The organism is Pseudomonas kilonensis (assembly GCF_001269885.1).
In the GTDB taxonomy this organism is placed as follows: domain Bacteria; phylum Pseudomonadota; class Gammaproteobacteria; order Pseudomonadales; family Pseudomonadaceae; genus Aquipseudomonas; species Aquipseudomonas kilonensis.
Genome location: NZ_LHVH01000001.1, coordinates 1 through 15,269, shown reverse-complemented (window position 1 = coordinate 15,269; position 15,269 = coordinate 1). Strand labels below are relative to the sequence as shown.

The 15,269-nt window shown below is 58.3% G+C and carries 16 protein-coding genes; 10 read left to right on the top strand and 6 right to left on the bottom strand.

Going from position 1 to position 15,269, the window contains the following annotated elements; all coding sequences use genetic code 11:
* Nucleotides 1–9 precede the first annotated feature (9 nt).
* On the top strand, nucleotides 10–723 hold the full coding sequence (locus tag AD662_RS00080; protein WP_053184772.1) for a PA5502 family lipoprotein: 714 nt from the start codon (nucleotides 10–12) through the stop codon (nucleotides 721–723).
* A gap of 353 nt (nucleotides 724–1,076) precedes the next feature.
* Here AD662_RS00080 and katE read toward each other — a convergent pair whose 3' ends face one another.
* Complete coding sequence (gene katE / locus AD662_RS00075; RefSeq protein WP_268875864.1) at nucleotides 1,077–3,293, bottom strand: catalase HPII; 2,217 nt, start codon at nucleotides 3,291–3,293, stop codon at nucleotides 1,077–1,079.
* Between the two features lie 187 nt (nucleotides 3,294–3,480).
* Here katE and AD662_RS00070 point away from each other — a divergent pair, with 187 nt between their 5' ends.
* From AD662_RS00070 to AD662_RS00060, 3 genes are all read left to right on the top strand, one after another.
* Nucleotides 3,481–4,488, top strand: a complete 1,008-nt coding sequence (locus AD662_RS00070; RefSeq protein WP_053184765.1) for a methionine ABC transporter ATP-binding protein — start codon at nucleotides 3,481–3,483, stop codon at nucleotides 4,486–4,488.
* Entirely contained in the window at nucleotides 4,488–5,162 is a 675-nt protein-coding gene (locus tag AD662_RS00065; RefSeq protein WP_053184762.1) for a methionine ABC transporter permease, read from the top strand. Before AD662_RS00070 ends, AD662_RS00065 begins: the two co-directional genes overlap by 1 nt.
* Nucleotides 5,163–5,241: 79 nt before the next feature.
* Nucleotides 5,242–6,015 (top strand): MetQ/NlpA family ABC transporter substrate-binding protein, encoded by a 774-nt coding sequence (locus AD662_RS00060; RefSeq protein WP_053184759.1) that lies wholly within the window; start codon nucleotides 5,242–5,244, stop codon nucleotides 6,013–6,015.
* Between the two features lie 102 nt (nucleotides 6,016–6,117).
* On the opposite strand, the gene AD662_RS00055 is transcribed toward AD662_RS00060, so the two are convergent.
* Both AD662_RS00055 and AD662_RS29120 read right to left on the bottom strand, forming a co-directional pair.
* Complete coding sequence (locus AD662_RS00055) at nucleotides 6,118–6,477, bottom strand: DUF6124 family protein (protein ID WP_053184756.1); 360 nt, start codon at nucleotides 6,475–6,477, stop codon at nucleotides 6,118–6,120.
* 817 nt (nucleotides 6,478–7,294) lie between these two features.
* Nucleotides 7,295–7,435 carry a hypothetical protein gene (locus tag AD662_RS29120; protein WP_156334874.1) on the bottom strand — a complete coding sequence of 47 codons (141 nt, stop codon included), beginning with the start codon at nucleotides 7,433–7,435 and terminating at the stop codon, nucleotides 7,295–7,297.
* Nucleotides 7,436–8,123: 688 nt separating this feature from the next.
* Between AD662_RS29120 and AD662_RS00045 the strand changes: the two genes are divergently transcribed.
* The 4 genes from AD662_RS00045 (at nucleotide 8,124) to AD662_RS00030 (ending at nucleotide 11,075) form a co-directional block, all read left to right on the top strand.
* Nucleotides 8,124–8,498, top strand: coding sequence for a lysozyme inhibitor LprI family protein (locus tag AD662_RS00045; RefSeq protein WP_033062452.1), 375 nt, complete (start codon nucleotides 8,124–8,126; stop codon nucleotides 8,496–8,498).
* A gap of 244 nt (nucleotides 8,499–8,742) precedes the next feature.
* On the top strand, nucleotides 8,743–9,867 hold the full coding sequence (locus AD662_RS00040; RefSeq protein WP_053184754.1) for a GGDEF domain-containing protein: 1,125 nt from the start codon (nucleotides 8,743–8,745) through the stop codon (nucleotides 9,865–9,867).
* Nucleotides 9,868–10,292: 425 nt separating this feature from the next.
* The gene (locus AD662_RS00035; RefSeq protein ID WP_003196182.1) at nucleotides 10,293–10,712 is read left to right on the top strand and encodes an organic hydroperoxide resistance protein; all 420 of its coding nucleotides are present in this window, start codon (nucleotides 10,293–10,295) and stop codon (nucleotides 10,710–10,712) included.
* Nucleotides 10,713–10,745: 33 nt separating this feature from the next.
* Nucleotides 10,746–11,075 (top strand): hypothetical protein, encoded by a 330-nt coding sequence (locus tag AD662_RS00030; RefSeq protein ID WP_053184751.1) that lies wholly within the window; start codon nucleotides 10,746–10,748, stop codon nucleotides 11,073–11,075.
* Between the two features lie 116 nt (nucleotides 11,076–11,191).
* Here the strand turns inward: AD662_RS00030 and AD662_RS00025 are convergent, their stop codons facing one another.
* On the bottom strand, nucleotides 11,192–11,980 hold the full coding sequence (locus tag AD662_RS00025) for an SDR family NAD(P)-dependent oxidoreductase (protein WP_053184748.1): 789 nt from the start codon (nucleotides 11,978–11,980) through the stop codon (nucleotides 11,192–11,194).
* A 280-nt stretch (nucleotides 11,981–12,260) separates the two neighbouring features.
* On the opposite strand from AD662_RS00025, the gene AD662_RS00020 reads away from it, so the two are divergent.
* Together AD662_RS00020 and AD662_RS00015 are read left to right on the top strand one after the other, a co-directional pair.
* Complete coding sequence (locus AD662_RS00020) at nucleotides 12,261–12,749, top strand: P-loop nucleotide/nucleoside kinase family protein (protein WP_018602817.1); 489 nt, start codon at nucleotides 12,261–12,263, stop codon at nucleotides 12,747–12,749.
* Nucleotides 12,742–13,167, top strand: coding sequence for a MarR family winged helix-turn-helix transcriptional regulator (locus tag AD662_RS00015; protein ID WP_018602820.1), 426 nt, complete (start codon nucleotides 12,742–12,744; stop codon nucleotides 13,165–13,167). Before AD662_RS00020 ends, AD662_RS00015 begins: the two co-directional genes overlap by 8 nt.
* 256 nt (nucleotides 13,168–13,423) lie before the next feature.
* Here AD662_RS00015 and AD662_RS00010 read toward each other — a convergent pair whose 3' ends face one another.
* A complete protein-coding gene (locus AD662_RS00010) occupies nucleotides 13,424–13,777 on the bottom strand; it encodes a VOC family protein (protein WP_053184745.1) in 354 nt (117 codons plus the stop codon).
* Nucleotides 13,778–13,828: 51 nt separating this feature from the next.
* A complete protein-coding gene (locus AD662_RS00005; protein WP_053184742.1) occupies nucleotides 13,829–14,878 on the bottom strand; it encodes an NAD(P)/FAD-dependent oxidoreductase in 1,050 nt (349 codons plus the stop codon).
* Nucleotides 14,879–15,269: the final 391 nt, after the last annotated feature.

Genomic DNA, 15,269 nt, shown 5'->3' with positions numbered 1-15,269 from the left:
GTCGCAGGAATGAAGCCGTTCGCCTCCCGTTATCTGCTCCTTGTCGCATTTTCCCTGCTGCTGGGCGCCTGCCAGAGTACACCGCCGGTCATCCAGGCCCCCGATACGCGGGGCCCGGCCATCGCGCAGCTCGAGCAAAGCCTTGCCAGCAATGAGCTGGCCACCGCCGAAGACCAGTTGGCCGCCTTGCAAGCCCAGTCGCCCGAAGACCGGTCGCTGGAACCCTATCAGCGGCAACTGGCCGAGGCGTATTTGCGCCGCAGCCAGATCGACCTGCAAAAAGGCGATGTAAACGCCGCCGCCACCGCCCTGAGCCGTGCCCGAGCGTTGATGCCCAAGGCCCCGGCCCTCACTGGCGAGGTCAACAGCGCCATTGCCGAAGCGCGCAAGGCCGACCTGGAAAAAGCCGAGGCCGACCTCAAGGCCGCCGAAGCCAAACCAGTCGCCAAAGTGATCGACCCGAGCGCCCCCAGCACCACTGTTGCGCTCAACCTCGCCGATATACAGCAGATGCGTCGACAACTGGATGCCATCGCCGCCGACGTGGTGAATTATCAGTGTGACGTCAGCATCCAGGCGCCGCGTACTGATGATTATCCGTGGTTGGCGACGTTGCTGAGCAAGCGGGTCAAGAAACTTGATCCGGGGTTTGATTTGAAACTGCAGAAGCAGATTTTGCGCAGTGTGTCGGCGCAGATGGTGCTGACACCTCGCAAACCCTAAAAGCATCGCGGGCAAGCCTTGCTCCCACAGGGCAATTCCCATAGGTCAATGTGTTCTCTGTGAGATCTGACCCTGTGAGAATTGACCCTGTGAGAGCTAACACCTGTGAGAGTTGATCCTGTGAGAGCTAACACCTGTGAGAGTTGATCCTGTGAGAGCTAACACCTGTGAGAGTTGATCCTGTGAGAGCTAACACCTGTGAGAGTTGATCCTGTGAGAGCTAACACCTGTGAGAGTTGATCCTGTGAGAGCTAACACCTGTGAGAGTTGATCCTGTGAGAGTTGATCCTGTGGAGCTGATCTGTGGGAGCAAGGCTTGCCCGCGATAGCGCCCTACCAGACAACAAATCTCTTTAGGCCGGAACCGCCTTGGCCTTCGGCTCCCGCGCCCAAACCCGATGCTGAGCAATCGCCGCAAAAAACCGCGAAAAACCGCTCGCATCCGCATCTTCGATCAACCCCGCATCCACCTCCAGCTTCAACCCCACCAACAACTGCCGGGCCTCACCATGAAGCCCAATGGCTTTCAGATGCTTGTAGGCCTCCAGCACGTAATGCAACGCCACGCCGTCGCGACTCAAAGCCTTGATCGACTCCGCCCCACCCGGCACGAACACCGCGTCAAAGGCAATCGACGGCAACCCTTCCATGGACGCATCCACCGCCAGCGTTTTCCCATCGGCCGTGGTCACCGGTGCGGAGGTCGGCCCCAGCACTTTAGCGTGGGCGCCCTCGGCCTTCAGGGCCTTCTTGAGCGCATCGATGATCGCCCCATCGACACCGTTAGCCACCAACACCGCCACTTTTCGCGTCTTGATGTCGCCGGACAGCAGGTTCGCCTGGCTCAAGGCCGGAGATTGCTCCAACGATGGCGTTGGCACATCGACGGTGCCAGCGGTGGGCGCCGGCAACCCGAGGTTTTTCGCCACTCGCCCGGCCAGTTCCAGGTCGATATTGGCGAGGATCTCATTGACCTGCCGCGCCCGGATGAGCTCACGCTCCACCTTGCCCAGCTCGAAGCTGTAGGCAGCGATGATGTGCTCCTGCTCGTGAGCGCTCATGCTCTTGTAAAACAGCCGTGCCTGGGAGAAATGGTCAGCGAACGAATCGCTGCGTTGGCGGATCTTGTAGGCGTCGATGCGCTCTGGGTAACTTTCGAAGCCGCCATCTTCCGGGCCGGGCAGGGTTTCCTTCGGCCAGCCGCCGTCGATGGAGTTCGGCTCGTAGGACGCACGCCCCTTGTCGATGGTGGTGCGGTGCATCGCATCGCGCTGGCCGTTGTGTACCGGCGTGATCGCCCGGTTGATCGGCAGCTCATGAAAATTCGGCCCACCGAGTCGGCTGATCTGCGTATCGGTGTAGGAAAACAGCCGCCCTTGCAGCAACGGGTCATTGGAAAAGTCGATGCCCGGCACGATGTGCCCGGGGCAGAACGCAACTTGCTCGACCTCGGCGAAGAAATTGTCCGGGTTGCGGTTCAGCACCATTTTGCCCAGGGGCGTGATGGGCACCAGCTCTTCAGGGATGATCTTGGTCGGGTCGAGCAGGTCGAAGTCAAACTTGTGCTCGTCTTCCTCGGCAACAACCTGCACGCCGAACTCCCATTCCGGGTAGTCGCCCATCTCGATCGACTCCCAGAGATCACGACGGTGGTAGTCCGTATCTTTACCCGCCAGTTTCTGGGCTTCGTCCCATACCAACGAGCAGGTGCCGACGGTAGGGCGCCAGTGGAATTTGACGAAGCTGCTTTTGCCTTCGGCGTTGATCATGCGGAAGGTGTGCACCCCAAAACCCTGCATCGTTCGTAGGCTTTTTGGAATGGCCCGGTCAGACATCGCCCAGATCACCATGTGAGCCGATTCCGGCACCAGCGAGACAAAATCCCAGAACGTGTCGTGGGCCGAGCCGCCTGTAGGAATTTCGTTGTGGGGCTCGGGTTTTACCGCGTGGACAAAGTCCGGAAATTTCACCGCGTCCTGAATGAAAAACACCGGCATGTTGTTGCCCACCAGGTCGAAGTTGCCTTCGTCGGTGAAGAACTTCACCGCAAAGCCCCGCACGTCCCGCACGGTGTCGCCGGAGCCGCGTGGGCCTTGCACAGTGGAAAAACGCACGAACACCGGGGTTTTCTTGCTCGGATCTTGTAGGAAACCGGCCTTGGTCAATGCCGAATGCGCGTCATAGCTCTGAAAATAACCATGGGCACCGGTCCCGCGGGCGTGGACGATGCGTTCCGGAATGCGTTCATGGTCAAAGTGCGTGATTTTTTCACGCATGATGAAGTCTTCCAGCAACGAAGGGCCGCGGGGGCCGGCGCGCAGGGTGTTCTGGTTATCGGCGATCTTCACGCCCTGGTTGGTGCGCAACGCCTGTTCGGTGGCGTCGGAACGGAACTGTTCCAGGCTTTCGAGCTTGGCGTTGGTGTTGCCGCGATCCAGCGTGTCGGTCCCGGCCAGTTGGCTCTTGTTGACCGTGGGCTTCTTGGTACTCATCAGGCATGACTCCTCTTTGCAATCCCCGCCATGGCCGGGACTCTTGAGTTCGATACCGCAGGTTCGGCACCTGGGCATTTTCGAGTGGCCTAATGAGTGACCGACGCCGTTTGGCCGTGTTCCTTTTTTATGGCCTTTGATCGCGTTATTGCCAAATGACAGGTCTGATCGCAAATAAATGCTAAGAACCTCTATACGGACAGGCTAAAATGCGCGCCCGGCTAACCGCTGATCCTTTTCCAACGCGCCCCACAAGGTTCGCTACGTGATCGAGTTTCAAGACGTCCATAAAACCTACCGAGTCGCCGGTAGGGATATCCCCGCCCTGCATCCGACCAGTCTGACGATTGAGAACGGTCAGGTCTTCGGCCTGATTGGCCATTCCGGCGCGGGAAAAAGTACCCTGCTGCGCCTGATCAATCGCCTTGAAGATTCCACGGGCGGCAAGATCATCGTCGACGGCGAGGAAGTCACCGCCCTGGACGCCAGCGGCCTGCGCCGCTTCCGCCAGCAAGTCGGGATGATTTTCCAGCACTTCAACCTGCTGGCATCCAAGACCGTGGCCGACAACGTGGCGCTGCCACTGACGCTGGCCGGCGAATTGTCCCGCAGCGAAATCGACCAGCGCGTCGCCGAGTTGCTGGCACGGGTGGGCTTGTCCGACCACGCCCGCAAACACCCGGCGCAATTGTCCGGCGGCCAGAAGCAGCGCGTCGGCATCGCCCGCGCCCTGGCGACCAAACCCAAGATTTTGCTGTGCGACGAGGCCACCAGCGCCCTCGACCCACAGACCACCGCCTCGGTGCTGCAACTGCTGGCGGAAATCAACCGCGAGCTGAAGCTGACCATCGTGCTGATCACCCATGAAATGGACGTGATCCGCCGCGTTTGCGATCAAGTGGCCGTGATGGACGCCGGCGTGATCGTCGAGCAAGGCCCGGTGGCCCAGGTGTTCCTGCACCCCAAGCACCCGACCACCAAGCGTTTCGTCCAGGAAGACGAGCAGATCGACGAAAGCGAACAGCGCGACGATTTCGCTCACGTCCCCGGGCGCATCGTGCGTCTGACGTTCCAGGGCGACGCGACCTACGCGCCATTGCTCGGCACCATCGCCCGGGAAACCGGCGTGGACTACAGCATCCTGGCCGGTCGTATCGACCGCATCAAAGACACCCCCTACGGGCAACTGACCCTCGCCATCACCGGCGGTGACATGGAGGCGGCGTTTGCCCGCTTCACCGCGGCCGATGTCCACATGGAGGTGCTGCGCTAATGGAACTGCTGAATTCGTTCTTCTCCAACATCGACTGGCTGGAAATCTGGCTGGCCACCGGCGACACCTTCCTGATGCTGTTCGGTTCGCTGCTGTTCACCGTGCTGCTCGGCTTGCCCCTGGGCGTGTTGCTGTTCCTGTGCAGCCCGCGCCAGTTGCTCGAAGCCCGCGGCGTGTATGCGCTGCTGTCGCTGATCGTGAACATCCTGCGTTCGCTGCCGTTCATCATCCTGTTGATCGTGATGATCCCGTTCACGGTATTGATCACTGGCACCTCGTTGGGCGTAGCCGGAGCGATCCCACCGCTGGTGGTCGGCGCCACACCGTTCTTCGCCCGCCTGGTGGAAACCGCCCTGCGCGAAGTCGACCGCGGCATCATCGAAGCGACCCAGGCCATGGGCGCAACGACGCGGCAAATCATCGTCAACGCCTTGCTGCCGGAAGCCCGCCCAGGCATTTTTGCAGCGATTACGGTGACAGCGATTACGCTGGTGTCCTACACGGCCATGGCCGGGGTGGTCGGCGCCGGTGGTTTGGGCGACTTGGCAATCCGCTTCGGCTACCAACGCTTCCAGACCGACGTCATGGTGGTCACGGTGGTGTTGCTGCTGGTGCTGGTGCAGGCCCTGCAAACCGTGGGCGACAAGTTGGTTGTGCATTTCTCTAGAAAATAAGGCCTCGCGGCCAATAAACCATGAGCCGGCCATTCGCTGGCAGGCGCCAAGAGCAGGCGCCTCAAAAGGAGTTAGCTGAATGAAGAAACTACTGGTTGCCTTCGCTGCCGCCGCAGCGTTTTCCGCCCACGCCGCCGACACCCTGACCGTCGCGGCCACCCCGGTCCCGCACGCGGAAATCCTCGAATTCGTCAAACCGGCCCTGGCCAAAGAAGGCGTGGACCTCAAGGTCAAGGTCTTCACCGACTACATCCAGCCGAACGTACAAGTCGCCGAAAAGCGCCTGGACGCCAACTTCTTCCAACACCAACCGTACCTGGATGAATTCAACAAGGCCAAGGGCACGCACCTGGTGAGCGTGGCCGGTGTGCACCTGGAACCCCTGGGCGCGTATTCCAGCAAGTACAAGGCACTGACAGAATTGCCGGGCGGCGCCAACGTGGTGATCCCGAACGACGCCACCAACGGCGGCCGGGCGCTGTTGCTGCTGGCTAAGGCTGGGGTGATCAAGCTGAAGGATTCGAACAACATCCTGTCGACTACCAAGGACATCACCGAGAACCCGAAGGATCTGAAATTCCGTGAACTGGAAGCGGCAACTATTCCGCGGGTGCTGACCCAGGTGGATCTGGCGTTGATCAATACCAACTATGCGTTGGAGGCGAAGCTTGATCCTTCCAAGGATGCGTTGGTGATTGAAGGGAGTGATTCGCCTTATGTGAACATCCTGGTGGCCCGTCCGGACGACAAGGACAGTGCGGCGATGAAGAAGCTGGTGGCTGCGTTGCACAGCCCGGAAGTGAAGGCTTTTATTCTTGAGAAGTACAAAGGCGCGGTTTTGCCGGCGTTTTGATCTGATCGGGTGGTGAAAAAAACGGGGCTGCGTGGGAATGCAGGCCCGTTTTTTTATGCTCGGAAATGTGCGGCGTCACGGAAAGGCCCGCAAGATCACGGGCTAACGCGGATCAACGTTATCCAACACCCGATTCGCCAGCAATGAACTCAATTCGATCAATTGCTGGATGCCGAGAAGGATGTGACGACGCGGACCTTCCAGGTCGAAAGCCAGGTTGCTGACCATCGCGTCGGCTGCCGCCAGGGTTTCGCTTAGGTTGGCGAGGAGGGATTCGTTGTCGGCGTTTTTTGCGACGGTGAAAAGTTGGCCCGGTTGGGACCCATTTTCGGACTTTTCCGGTTTTGGTAGCAGGTAGTAATCCAAGGCGCGATTGGTGGCTTCGTCGTGTTTCTTGGCTTTGGATTTGGTTCGCGGGGAAGCTTGGTCCGCCTCTGGCGGATTCGGTGTAGGTTTAATCATGTGCTTAAGTCCTATAGGTGAAGCCGCAACCCTCTAGCTACTAAACAAGGGGTGGCAGCTGTACGCAGGTTAGTAGACCGGGGACTTAGCAAGCCGGCGCGCCCGAGAGCGCCCTGCGCACAACCGCCATCAAATACAGGCATGGAGATACCTGACTGATAGAGCTTTGCACCTTACTAAATACCTCGGGCTACTAAACCCGACCACTGATGGGCAGTGGCAGGGAAACGATAGAACCCAGGGACAAGGCGCACAAGCGGGCGGATTCTGGCGTAGTTGTAGGCAATGGCGCAAGGATGTGTAGCTTGAGGGAAGGATCACGCCAGCGGAATAAACAGGGCTTATTTTGGCCCGTAAATTGGGGCTAGACGGGTTTGCGGTTAGGGTTTGAAGTGGGTGATGCGGCTTAGTCTGTAGGCATTTTTCGGGGAGGGTGGGGGGCTGCTTTGCTGCCCAGCGGGAGCAAGCTCTCATGGAACAAATTGCAACCATGTGATTTTTAAGGCTGGAAATACATGTCGATCGTTCCCACGCTCCTGCGTGGGAATGTCGCCAGGGACGCTCCGCGTTCCGCTTCTGGAAGGTGACGCAGAGCGTCACGGGATGCATCCCCACGCAGAGCGTGGGAATGATCAAAAACGCAAGCAATTGATTTTCTATAACAAATTCCAGGTCAAGGCTGCACGGTAGCGAAAAGGTTCAATTTCCACGGGAAATGTGGTTGCCCAGAATCTATGGCCAACTATCAGACCGCCTTCGCGAGCAGGCTCGCTCCCACAATTGGACCGGAGTACGACCGGACGAGCCAGGTCGGCTACTAGGCCGCCTCGGCGTGGACGTTGATCTCGGGCGCCCCGTTAACCACGCTGGCCGAACGCAGGCATTGCGCAGTGGGCATCCCGGCATGGATGCCGGGATAGCCGCGCTGGGCCATGGATGGCCCTTCGCGGCGGCCCACGGAGCAATGCCGGAGTGAGGGCATGCCGAGCCTAAGCGAGGCACCAAGTGGTGGGGCAAAAGCGCTTTGGTTACTTTCGACTGGGCCGGCTTCCGGGCTTTTCGAAAGTGACCCGCCGTCAGGGCGGAACCCTAAGTGGCCGTTACCGCAGCGATGGATATGTACTCGGCCATAATCCTGGCCAGCTGTCAGACTGACTTCGTGAGCAAGCTCCTACCCAAAAACTCAGATATCTGATCTTCTAAATAGATTCCAAGGCGCAGGTTACCCGGTGGCGAAAGGGTTCACTCTCCTATACGTGGTTACAGCCTGCTGTGCCAACAACGACTCCACGCCGATACCGTGCGGACCACTCTCCCTCTCGGGTGCGAACACGCCAGTGATCACTGCGGCCTCTGTCCTGCGCGCACCTCCTATCTGAGGCCGAATAATTGTTTGCTGCGCGACAGCGCAGCGTCGAAGACGCGGCGGGGGCTCCCTCGCCACATTTGACCGGCTTGGGGATTCGGCGAGGGCGGCGGGAACGACCCAGCCTTTTTCAGCAATCACTTGCTCCCGAACCCCTATCAGCATTTGCCCATTGTTCGGGCCGAATGAGCCCTAGGATCTGCTTCATTGTTCTACAACCCTCATGATAAATTCCCGCCGCGACCTCTAATGAATAGAGGGCATTCAGGGAGTGAAATGAATGATCAAGTCTTTGTTGGTTGGGGCATTGCTGGCAATGGCATCAGCATCGGCATCTGCGATGAGTTGCGATAACCCTAGAAACGCCTATGACAGAACCTATTGCGCGTCGCTGAAAATGGTCCAGTCGGATCAGGACATCAATGATCAATACAAGAAGACGATGAGTGCGCTGAACCCGGATCAAAAGAAAAAAGTGAAAGCCGCTCAAATCCAGTGGATCAAAAATCGTGACAGCGCCTGTTCCAACGATGGCCTGCTCTACCTGGACTGTGCCAACGAGAAGACCGAGGCACGTATCGTCATACTCAAAGCTGTCGAGCGCGAGTGCCGTGCTGCCGGTTGCGATGACGCCAAGCTGTCGCAAGTCGAGTAACCCGTAAACAACTTGCCCTCGCTGAAAAACCCGACGTAACGCGTCGGGTTTTTCTTTGGCGGGTTCACCCGCTACCACGGCTCGACGCTTCGCAGCCCAGCGGGAGCAAGCTCCCTCGCCACAGGGGGGTTGTGTTCCTGCATAGCGTTTGGGGATAAATCCCCTCGTCACAGTAATTCAGTTGTTTACGGTAATGGCAGGGTGCCACAATCGTTTTTTGTCGCGTCATAACCAGGTGGTTCAAATGGATGGCCCAAGATTGCGCAATGGCCAGGATTTTGTAATAGCCGAGCAGGTGCGCACTGACCGATTGCAGCAACTGTTTCGCCAATCCGTTTCTGCGGTTTTTGGTAGTTACCTGGCTGCCATCATGCTGAGTTGGCTGTGTTGGGATCGTTTTGAGCACGGCGCTATTTTTTGGTGGATGGCCATCCTGACCGCATCGACGCTGTTGCGTATCGCGATGTTCGTTGCCTATTTCCGCAGCGACGAAAGTCAGCGCACGCCTCAACATTGGGAGCGCAAATACTGGGTCACGCTGGTGCTATCCGCCAGCATCTGGGGCGGCGGGGCGTTCGTTCTCATGCCGGCGGACGATCTGTTGTCGCAGGCGTTGGTCATGCTCTTTACGGTCGGCATGTCCGTCAGCGCGGTGTCCTGCTACTCGGCTTACCGCGATATGACACTGGTCTCCATTGGCGTGGTGCTGTTGCCGTGCACGATCTGGCTGCTGTTTCAACCGTCCCCGATTCAAGTCGGCATGGCCCTTTCGATTCTGGTGTTCACGGCATTTGCGGCCCGCGCCACACACAAAATGTCCCAGGCATTGGAAATCGCCTTTCGACTCACCCGTGAAATGGAACAGGCCAACAGCATTTCAACCCGCGCCGCTCAAACCGATGAACTGACCGGCCTGAAGAGTCGACGGGCTTTTTTCGAGCATGCCCAGCAGCTTTACAACGAATGTAAGGCCAAGCGGCAAGGCTTGTGCGCGGTCATGTTGGACATGGATCACTTCAAGCACATCAACGACACCTACGGCCATCAGGTCGGCGATCAGGTTTTGCGCCAGATGGGGACGGTCATCAGTTCGTCGTTTCGGGCAACGGATATCCAGGGTCGGCTCGGAGGTGAAGAGTTCGCCATTCTGCTCCCGGACACGTCCATTGGGGTTGCCACCCAGATTGCAGAACTGCTCGTCGATACGATTGCGGGTTTGATGATCGAGCCTGTCCACTGCATATCAGCCAGCCTCGGCGTGGCATCGACGGAGGCCTGCAACAAGGATCTTCACAGCTTGATGAACGATGCGGATAAAGCCCTGTATCGGGCGAAGGCGCTGGGGCGTAATCGAGTGGCTGTTGCTTAGTCGGGTTGGCTTTGCATCATCAGTCGGAATTTGATCGTTCCCACGCTCTGCGTCACTTTCCCAAAGCGGAACGCGGAGCGTCCCAGGCGGCATTCCCACGCAGAGCGTGGGGACGATCGAAACCCATCATTCTGCTTATGAATTTCCCTCTCTTTGAAGCCCTGCAATTGCGCTGTTCCTGCTGATCCCCTCTAGCACCTCCTTCCCCTTGGCTCACCTCGCGGCTCACGCGGGGCTGGCGACATTGCCAATGTCTAAAAATAAATTTCCTTTTATATCAATATGTTAATTCGTAATCGATAAATTTTTCAAAATTTATCTTGCGCGCAAATTATTCATCCGTTAACTTTATCGCAACTGGTTAGCGCGCAAACATTTAGCGCAAACCAATCTCGATCAAACCCATCAGCAATAGAGGAAACACCATGAACGTTCTCTACACCGCAGTCGCAACCTCCACCGGTGGCCGTGATGGCCGTGCTGTTTCCAGCGACAAGATTCTCGACGTGAAACTGGCCACTCCAAAAGCCTTGGGCGGTGCCGGTGGTGAAGCCACCAACCCTGAGCAGTTGTTCGCTGCCGGCTACTCCGCCTGCTTCATTGGCGCATTGAAGTTTGTCGCCAGCCAAAGCAAACGCAGCATTCCTGCTGACGCTTCGATCACGGCACATGTCGGTATCGGCCAGATCCCTGGCGGTTTTGGCCTGGACATCGACCTGCACATCAACCTGCCAGGTCTGGATCAAGCCGATGCTCAAGCGCTGGTCGACGCCGCTCACCAGGTTTGCCCGTACTCCAACGCGACACGCGGCAACGTCGACGTCCGTTTGCACGTCACCGTCTAACTCACTTCATCCACGAATAAAAAGGATCAGGACATGAAAACGCTCAACAAAACTCTCATCGGCTCGCTTCTGGCACTGTCCCTCGGCAATGCGTTCGCGACTTCCTTCGTTCAACCTACGTTCGCTGAGGGTGGTTCGGATCGCCTGATCGAAAGCCGTGTGGCCGAAGGCGGCTCGGATCGCCTGATCGAAAGCCGTGTGGCTGAAGGCGGCTCCGATCGCCTCATCGAAAACCGCGTGGCCGAAGGCGGCTCGGATCGCCTGATCGAAAACCGCGTCGCTGAAGGCGGCTCGGATCGCCTGATGGAAAACCGCGTAGCTGAAGGTGGCTCCGATCGCCTGATGGAAAACAGAGTGAGCTGAACAATCCCTTCACCGCTCCGAAAACCGGTCGAATCAACCCATGTTGCTTCCAAAAGAAAAAACGCCGCTTATCTCTCATGAGGAAGCGGCGTTTTTTTGCAACATGTCCCAGGATCCTAAACGATGCTATCCACCACCCCACCATCAACACGAAGCGCCGCTCCGGTGGTGGCCGAGGCCTGTTCCGAGCTGGCGTAGATGATCATGTTGGCGACTTCCTCGACGCGTGCCGCGCGCTGGATGATCGAGGTGCTGCGGTGCTGGTTGACGAAATCTGCCGCGACCTTTTCCAGGCTGTCCCCGGTGCGCTCGACGTCTGCCTGCAGCATCTGGGCAACGCCTTCGGAAAGCGTCGGCCCAGGCAGCACCGAGTTCACCGTCACGCCGGTGCCGGCGAGGCGTTTGGCCAGGCCGCGAGCGATTGAGAGTTGGGCGGTTTTGGTGAAGCCGTAGTGGATCATGTCGGCGGGAATGTTCACGCCGGATTCCGAAGAGACAAACACAATCCGCCCCCAGCCGCGCTCGACCATGCCCGGGGCGTAGGCCCTGGAAACACGCACGCCGGACATCACGTTGGTTTCGAAGAAGCGCTGCCATTCGCTGTCCGGCGTTTCGAAGAAGTCTTCCAGTTTGAAAATGCCCAGGTTGTTGATGACGATATCGAAGCGTGGGTATTTGGCGATCAGTGCCTGGCAGCCCGGCGCGTTGCTGAGATCGCCCACAAAGCCGTCGGCCCTTGAGGCGAGGTCGCCCAAGCGTTGCAACGCGTCCTCCACGCGGCTCTCGCTGCGACCGTTGATGACCACGTGGGCGCCGGATTCGAGGAAGCCTTTGGCTGTGGCAAAACCGATACCGCTGGTGGAGCCGGTGACTAAGACGTGGCGTCCGGTGAAGTCGATTTTCATGGCAGGGACTCCTTGATTAATGGACCTGGGGGACTGTGCGATATTCCTGGCTGGACGGTGGTTCGGCGGGTTTAGGGGGCGGTTGTCGAGGGGCTGGAATGGTCATTCACCCAGCGTTTTCGATATCGCAGGGGGGTAATCATGGACGCGGTTGAGGGTTTTCGCCTCTTTGTGAGCATTGCTGAGACAGATGGTCTGAAAATACTAATCGCCAGGCTTGACGCGCCCACTTAATTTCCAGATGCTGTAGTAGTCAAGTATCTGGAAGGCAGGCGTTGAAATGAATTCTGTGCATATTGTTTTTGGCCCTCTTGGCGCGGGCAAGTCGACGCTAGCTCGAAAGCTGAGCGCCAAATTGACCGGCGTCCGCTTCTCTATCGATGAATGGATGTTCAGGCTTTATGGCCCAGATTTACCCCAGCCTATGAACTTGGCGTGGGTTTTAACGCGCGTACAGCGGTGTGAGGCGCAGATGTGGGAGATGTGTTTACAGGTCCTGGATTCGGGTCGCGACGTTGTGCTTGATCAAGGCTTCATGACCGAAGCTGATCGCACGCGAGTTCGTCTGTTGGCCGGCCAATCCGGATATCAGGTGTCCAGCTATTTCATCGACGCAGATCTCCAACTGCGGCGCGAGCGGGTCATGCGCCGGAACACTGAAAAAGGAGAGACCTATGCCTTTGAGGTGACGGGTCCCATGTTCGATGCCATGGAGGCACGATTTGAACGTCCCTCCCCAAAAGAGCTGGAGCAGTGCTGCCATGTCTGACAACAAACCTAATTCAGATGCCGCCAACGGCTCAATGCTTGATCTATGTATTCGCCTGTCACGCGCATACACCTCGGCATCGCGGCGCGTTGACGCCAAGCTCTCCGCCGTTCATGGCCTGAGCTTCAGCGACTTCATGATCCTGTATCACCTAAAACATGCGCACAACTCGCGACTGCGGCGCGCTGATCTGGCTGAGTGCATGGGGCTGACTGCATCGGCAGTCACCAAATCCCTGCTACCACTTGAAAAAATAGGCTTGGTTTCTCGCCAAAGCGACCCACGAGATGCGCGTGTGGGATACGCCTGTTTAACCCCAACTGGCTATCAAGTTTTTGCCGATGCAGAGGTCTCTGCCGAGATCGCTTGCCAGGGCGTCTACGAGGCGTTGCTGGGGGAGTGGAGCAAGCGCGATTAGTTGTTTGTGGGTGGGGAGAAGGGTGGCGGTGGGGGAATAAACAGAGCGTTGTGTTGCCCTGGGACTCGGAGCAGGACTTACTTCTGCTCAGCGGATAGGCGTCGTAAAGCGGTTGATGCGGTTTTTCTGTAGGAATGATGGGGGCTGCTTCGCAGCCCAGCGGGAGCAAGCTCCCTCGCCACAATGGATGACCTCGCCCCATTTTGCTTAGTTGAACCGACATGGAGAGGGAGGCTTGTTTGCGTTCAATCAGCTATCAGGAAGCCGACCACACCGCCAACTCATAGCCATCCGGATCGATAAAATGGAAACGTCGGCCACCCGGGAACGCGAACACTTCACGGCTGATGGTCGCTCCTGTGGCCTTGAGCCTGAGTTGGGTGGCCTCAAGGTCATCCGCGTACAAGATGATCAACGGGCCGCCCGGGCGCACCGGTTCACCGGTCGTGAGACCACCGGTCAGGCGACCGTCGCTGAATTCGGTATAGGTCGGGCCGTAGTCGACGAAGCTCCAGCCGAATACACCACCATAGAAGGCTTTGCTTCGGGCGATGTCGTTGACATTGAACTCGATGTTATCGATCTGACGGTCTTTACCTCGAATGCCCATTGTCGCTTCCTTGGCTGATTTTGGAATAGGCGAGCTTAGGTCATTCAACCCTCAATGCGCTTGGAAAAATCGATCCGGACGGCAGGGGGAGAGGGCGGAGGACGTCTCGTTGTCGATGATCTCTTCAGCGGCAAGCCGACCCACAATCGCCGCCAGGGTAACGCCGGGGTGCATGACGCACACGTATACGCCGCCAACCTGCGGAAGATAACCAATGATGGGGAGGTCATCGGCAGGCATTGGTCTGTATCCGACACGAGCCGATTGCAGATCCAGGGAGACAACGCCGTGGAGTTCGCTTTTGATGGCGTTGGCGGTGCGCAGCGCGATCTCCGATGGTTGGTTTTCCAAGGCGTCGTCCAGGTAGTCTTCGGCCGCCAGCAACGCCCCCTCCGGGGTTTGCCTCACTTCCATTTCAGGGCTGGAGATGAGGGTGCGCACCAGGTTGGGTGGCGAGGTGTAGCGGATGAAAATTGCCGGGGAGGCGTCTATGGGCAGGCAGACTTCAAGCAGGTTGGTCAGCTTCGTGATGCCTGTACCGGCTGCCAATACGACGATATCGGCTTCGATGACGCCCGCGGCGGTTTCAACGCCCCGCACACTGGACCCCTGAGTTTTAAAGCCGAGAACCGGCGTTTGAGTGAGCACTTGCGCGCCATTCGCTTGAGCACCGGCGATCAACGCATGGGTTGCTGCTACGGCGTCCAGTGCTCCTTCATCGGCTGCATACGAAGCCTGTTGAGGAGGGCTCTTGAGGTTTGGCTCAAGTTCACGGATCTGTGATTGGGATATTCGGCTTGCCGACGCTTTTGAACTCGGGCCGTAAGATAGGGCGCCAGTCCATTGGATCTTCAGGTCGGGCAGCTGTGTTTCGAGTCGGCGGTATTCCTGGATGGCAGCACCGCGCAATGGCGCAATGGGATCGGGTTCGCCATGGGAGGTGTTGATCCAGGCGAATGAGCTGCCGGTCACGCCTGACGCGATGCCTTCGGCCTCGACTACCGTGACTTTCGCGCCTTGGGTCGCCAGATGGTAGGCCAGGGATGCGCCTACGATGCCGGCACCGATGACGATGACGCGTTTGCCTGGAGCGCTATCCATTCGGCCTCCGTTGGGTTTGCCTGGGGGAATACGTTAGCCCGGTCGGGGCTGCTGCGCAGCCCAGCGGGAGCAAGCTCCCTCGCCACTGGAGGGTCGGGTCAGTTAGTTAGGCGGCGGCTGTCAGGGCGCTATCGCGAGCAGGCTCGCTCCCACAGGGATTGGGGATGGATGCGATGTCTGTGAGCAAACCCGAAAAAACTGTGGGAGCTGAGCTTGCTCGCGATAGCGGTGGGTCTGCTTGCATCGATGTTGAATGTGCCGCCGCCATCGCGAGCAAGCTCGGCTCCCACAGGGGTTGGGGATGGATGCGATGTCTGTGAACACACCCGAAAAAACTGTGGGAGCTGAGCTTGCTCGCGATGGCGGTGGGTCTGCTTGCATCGATGTTGAA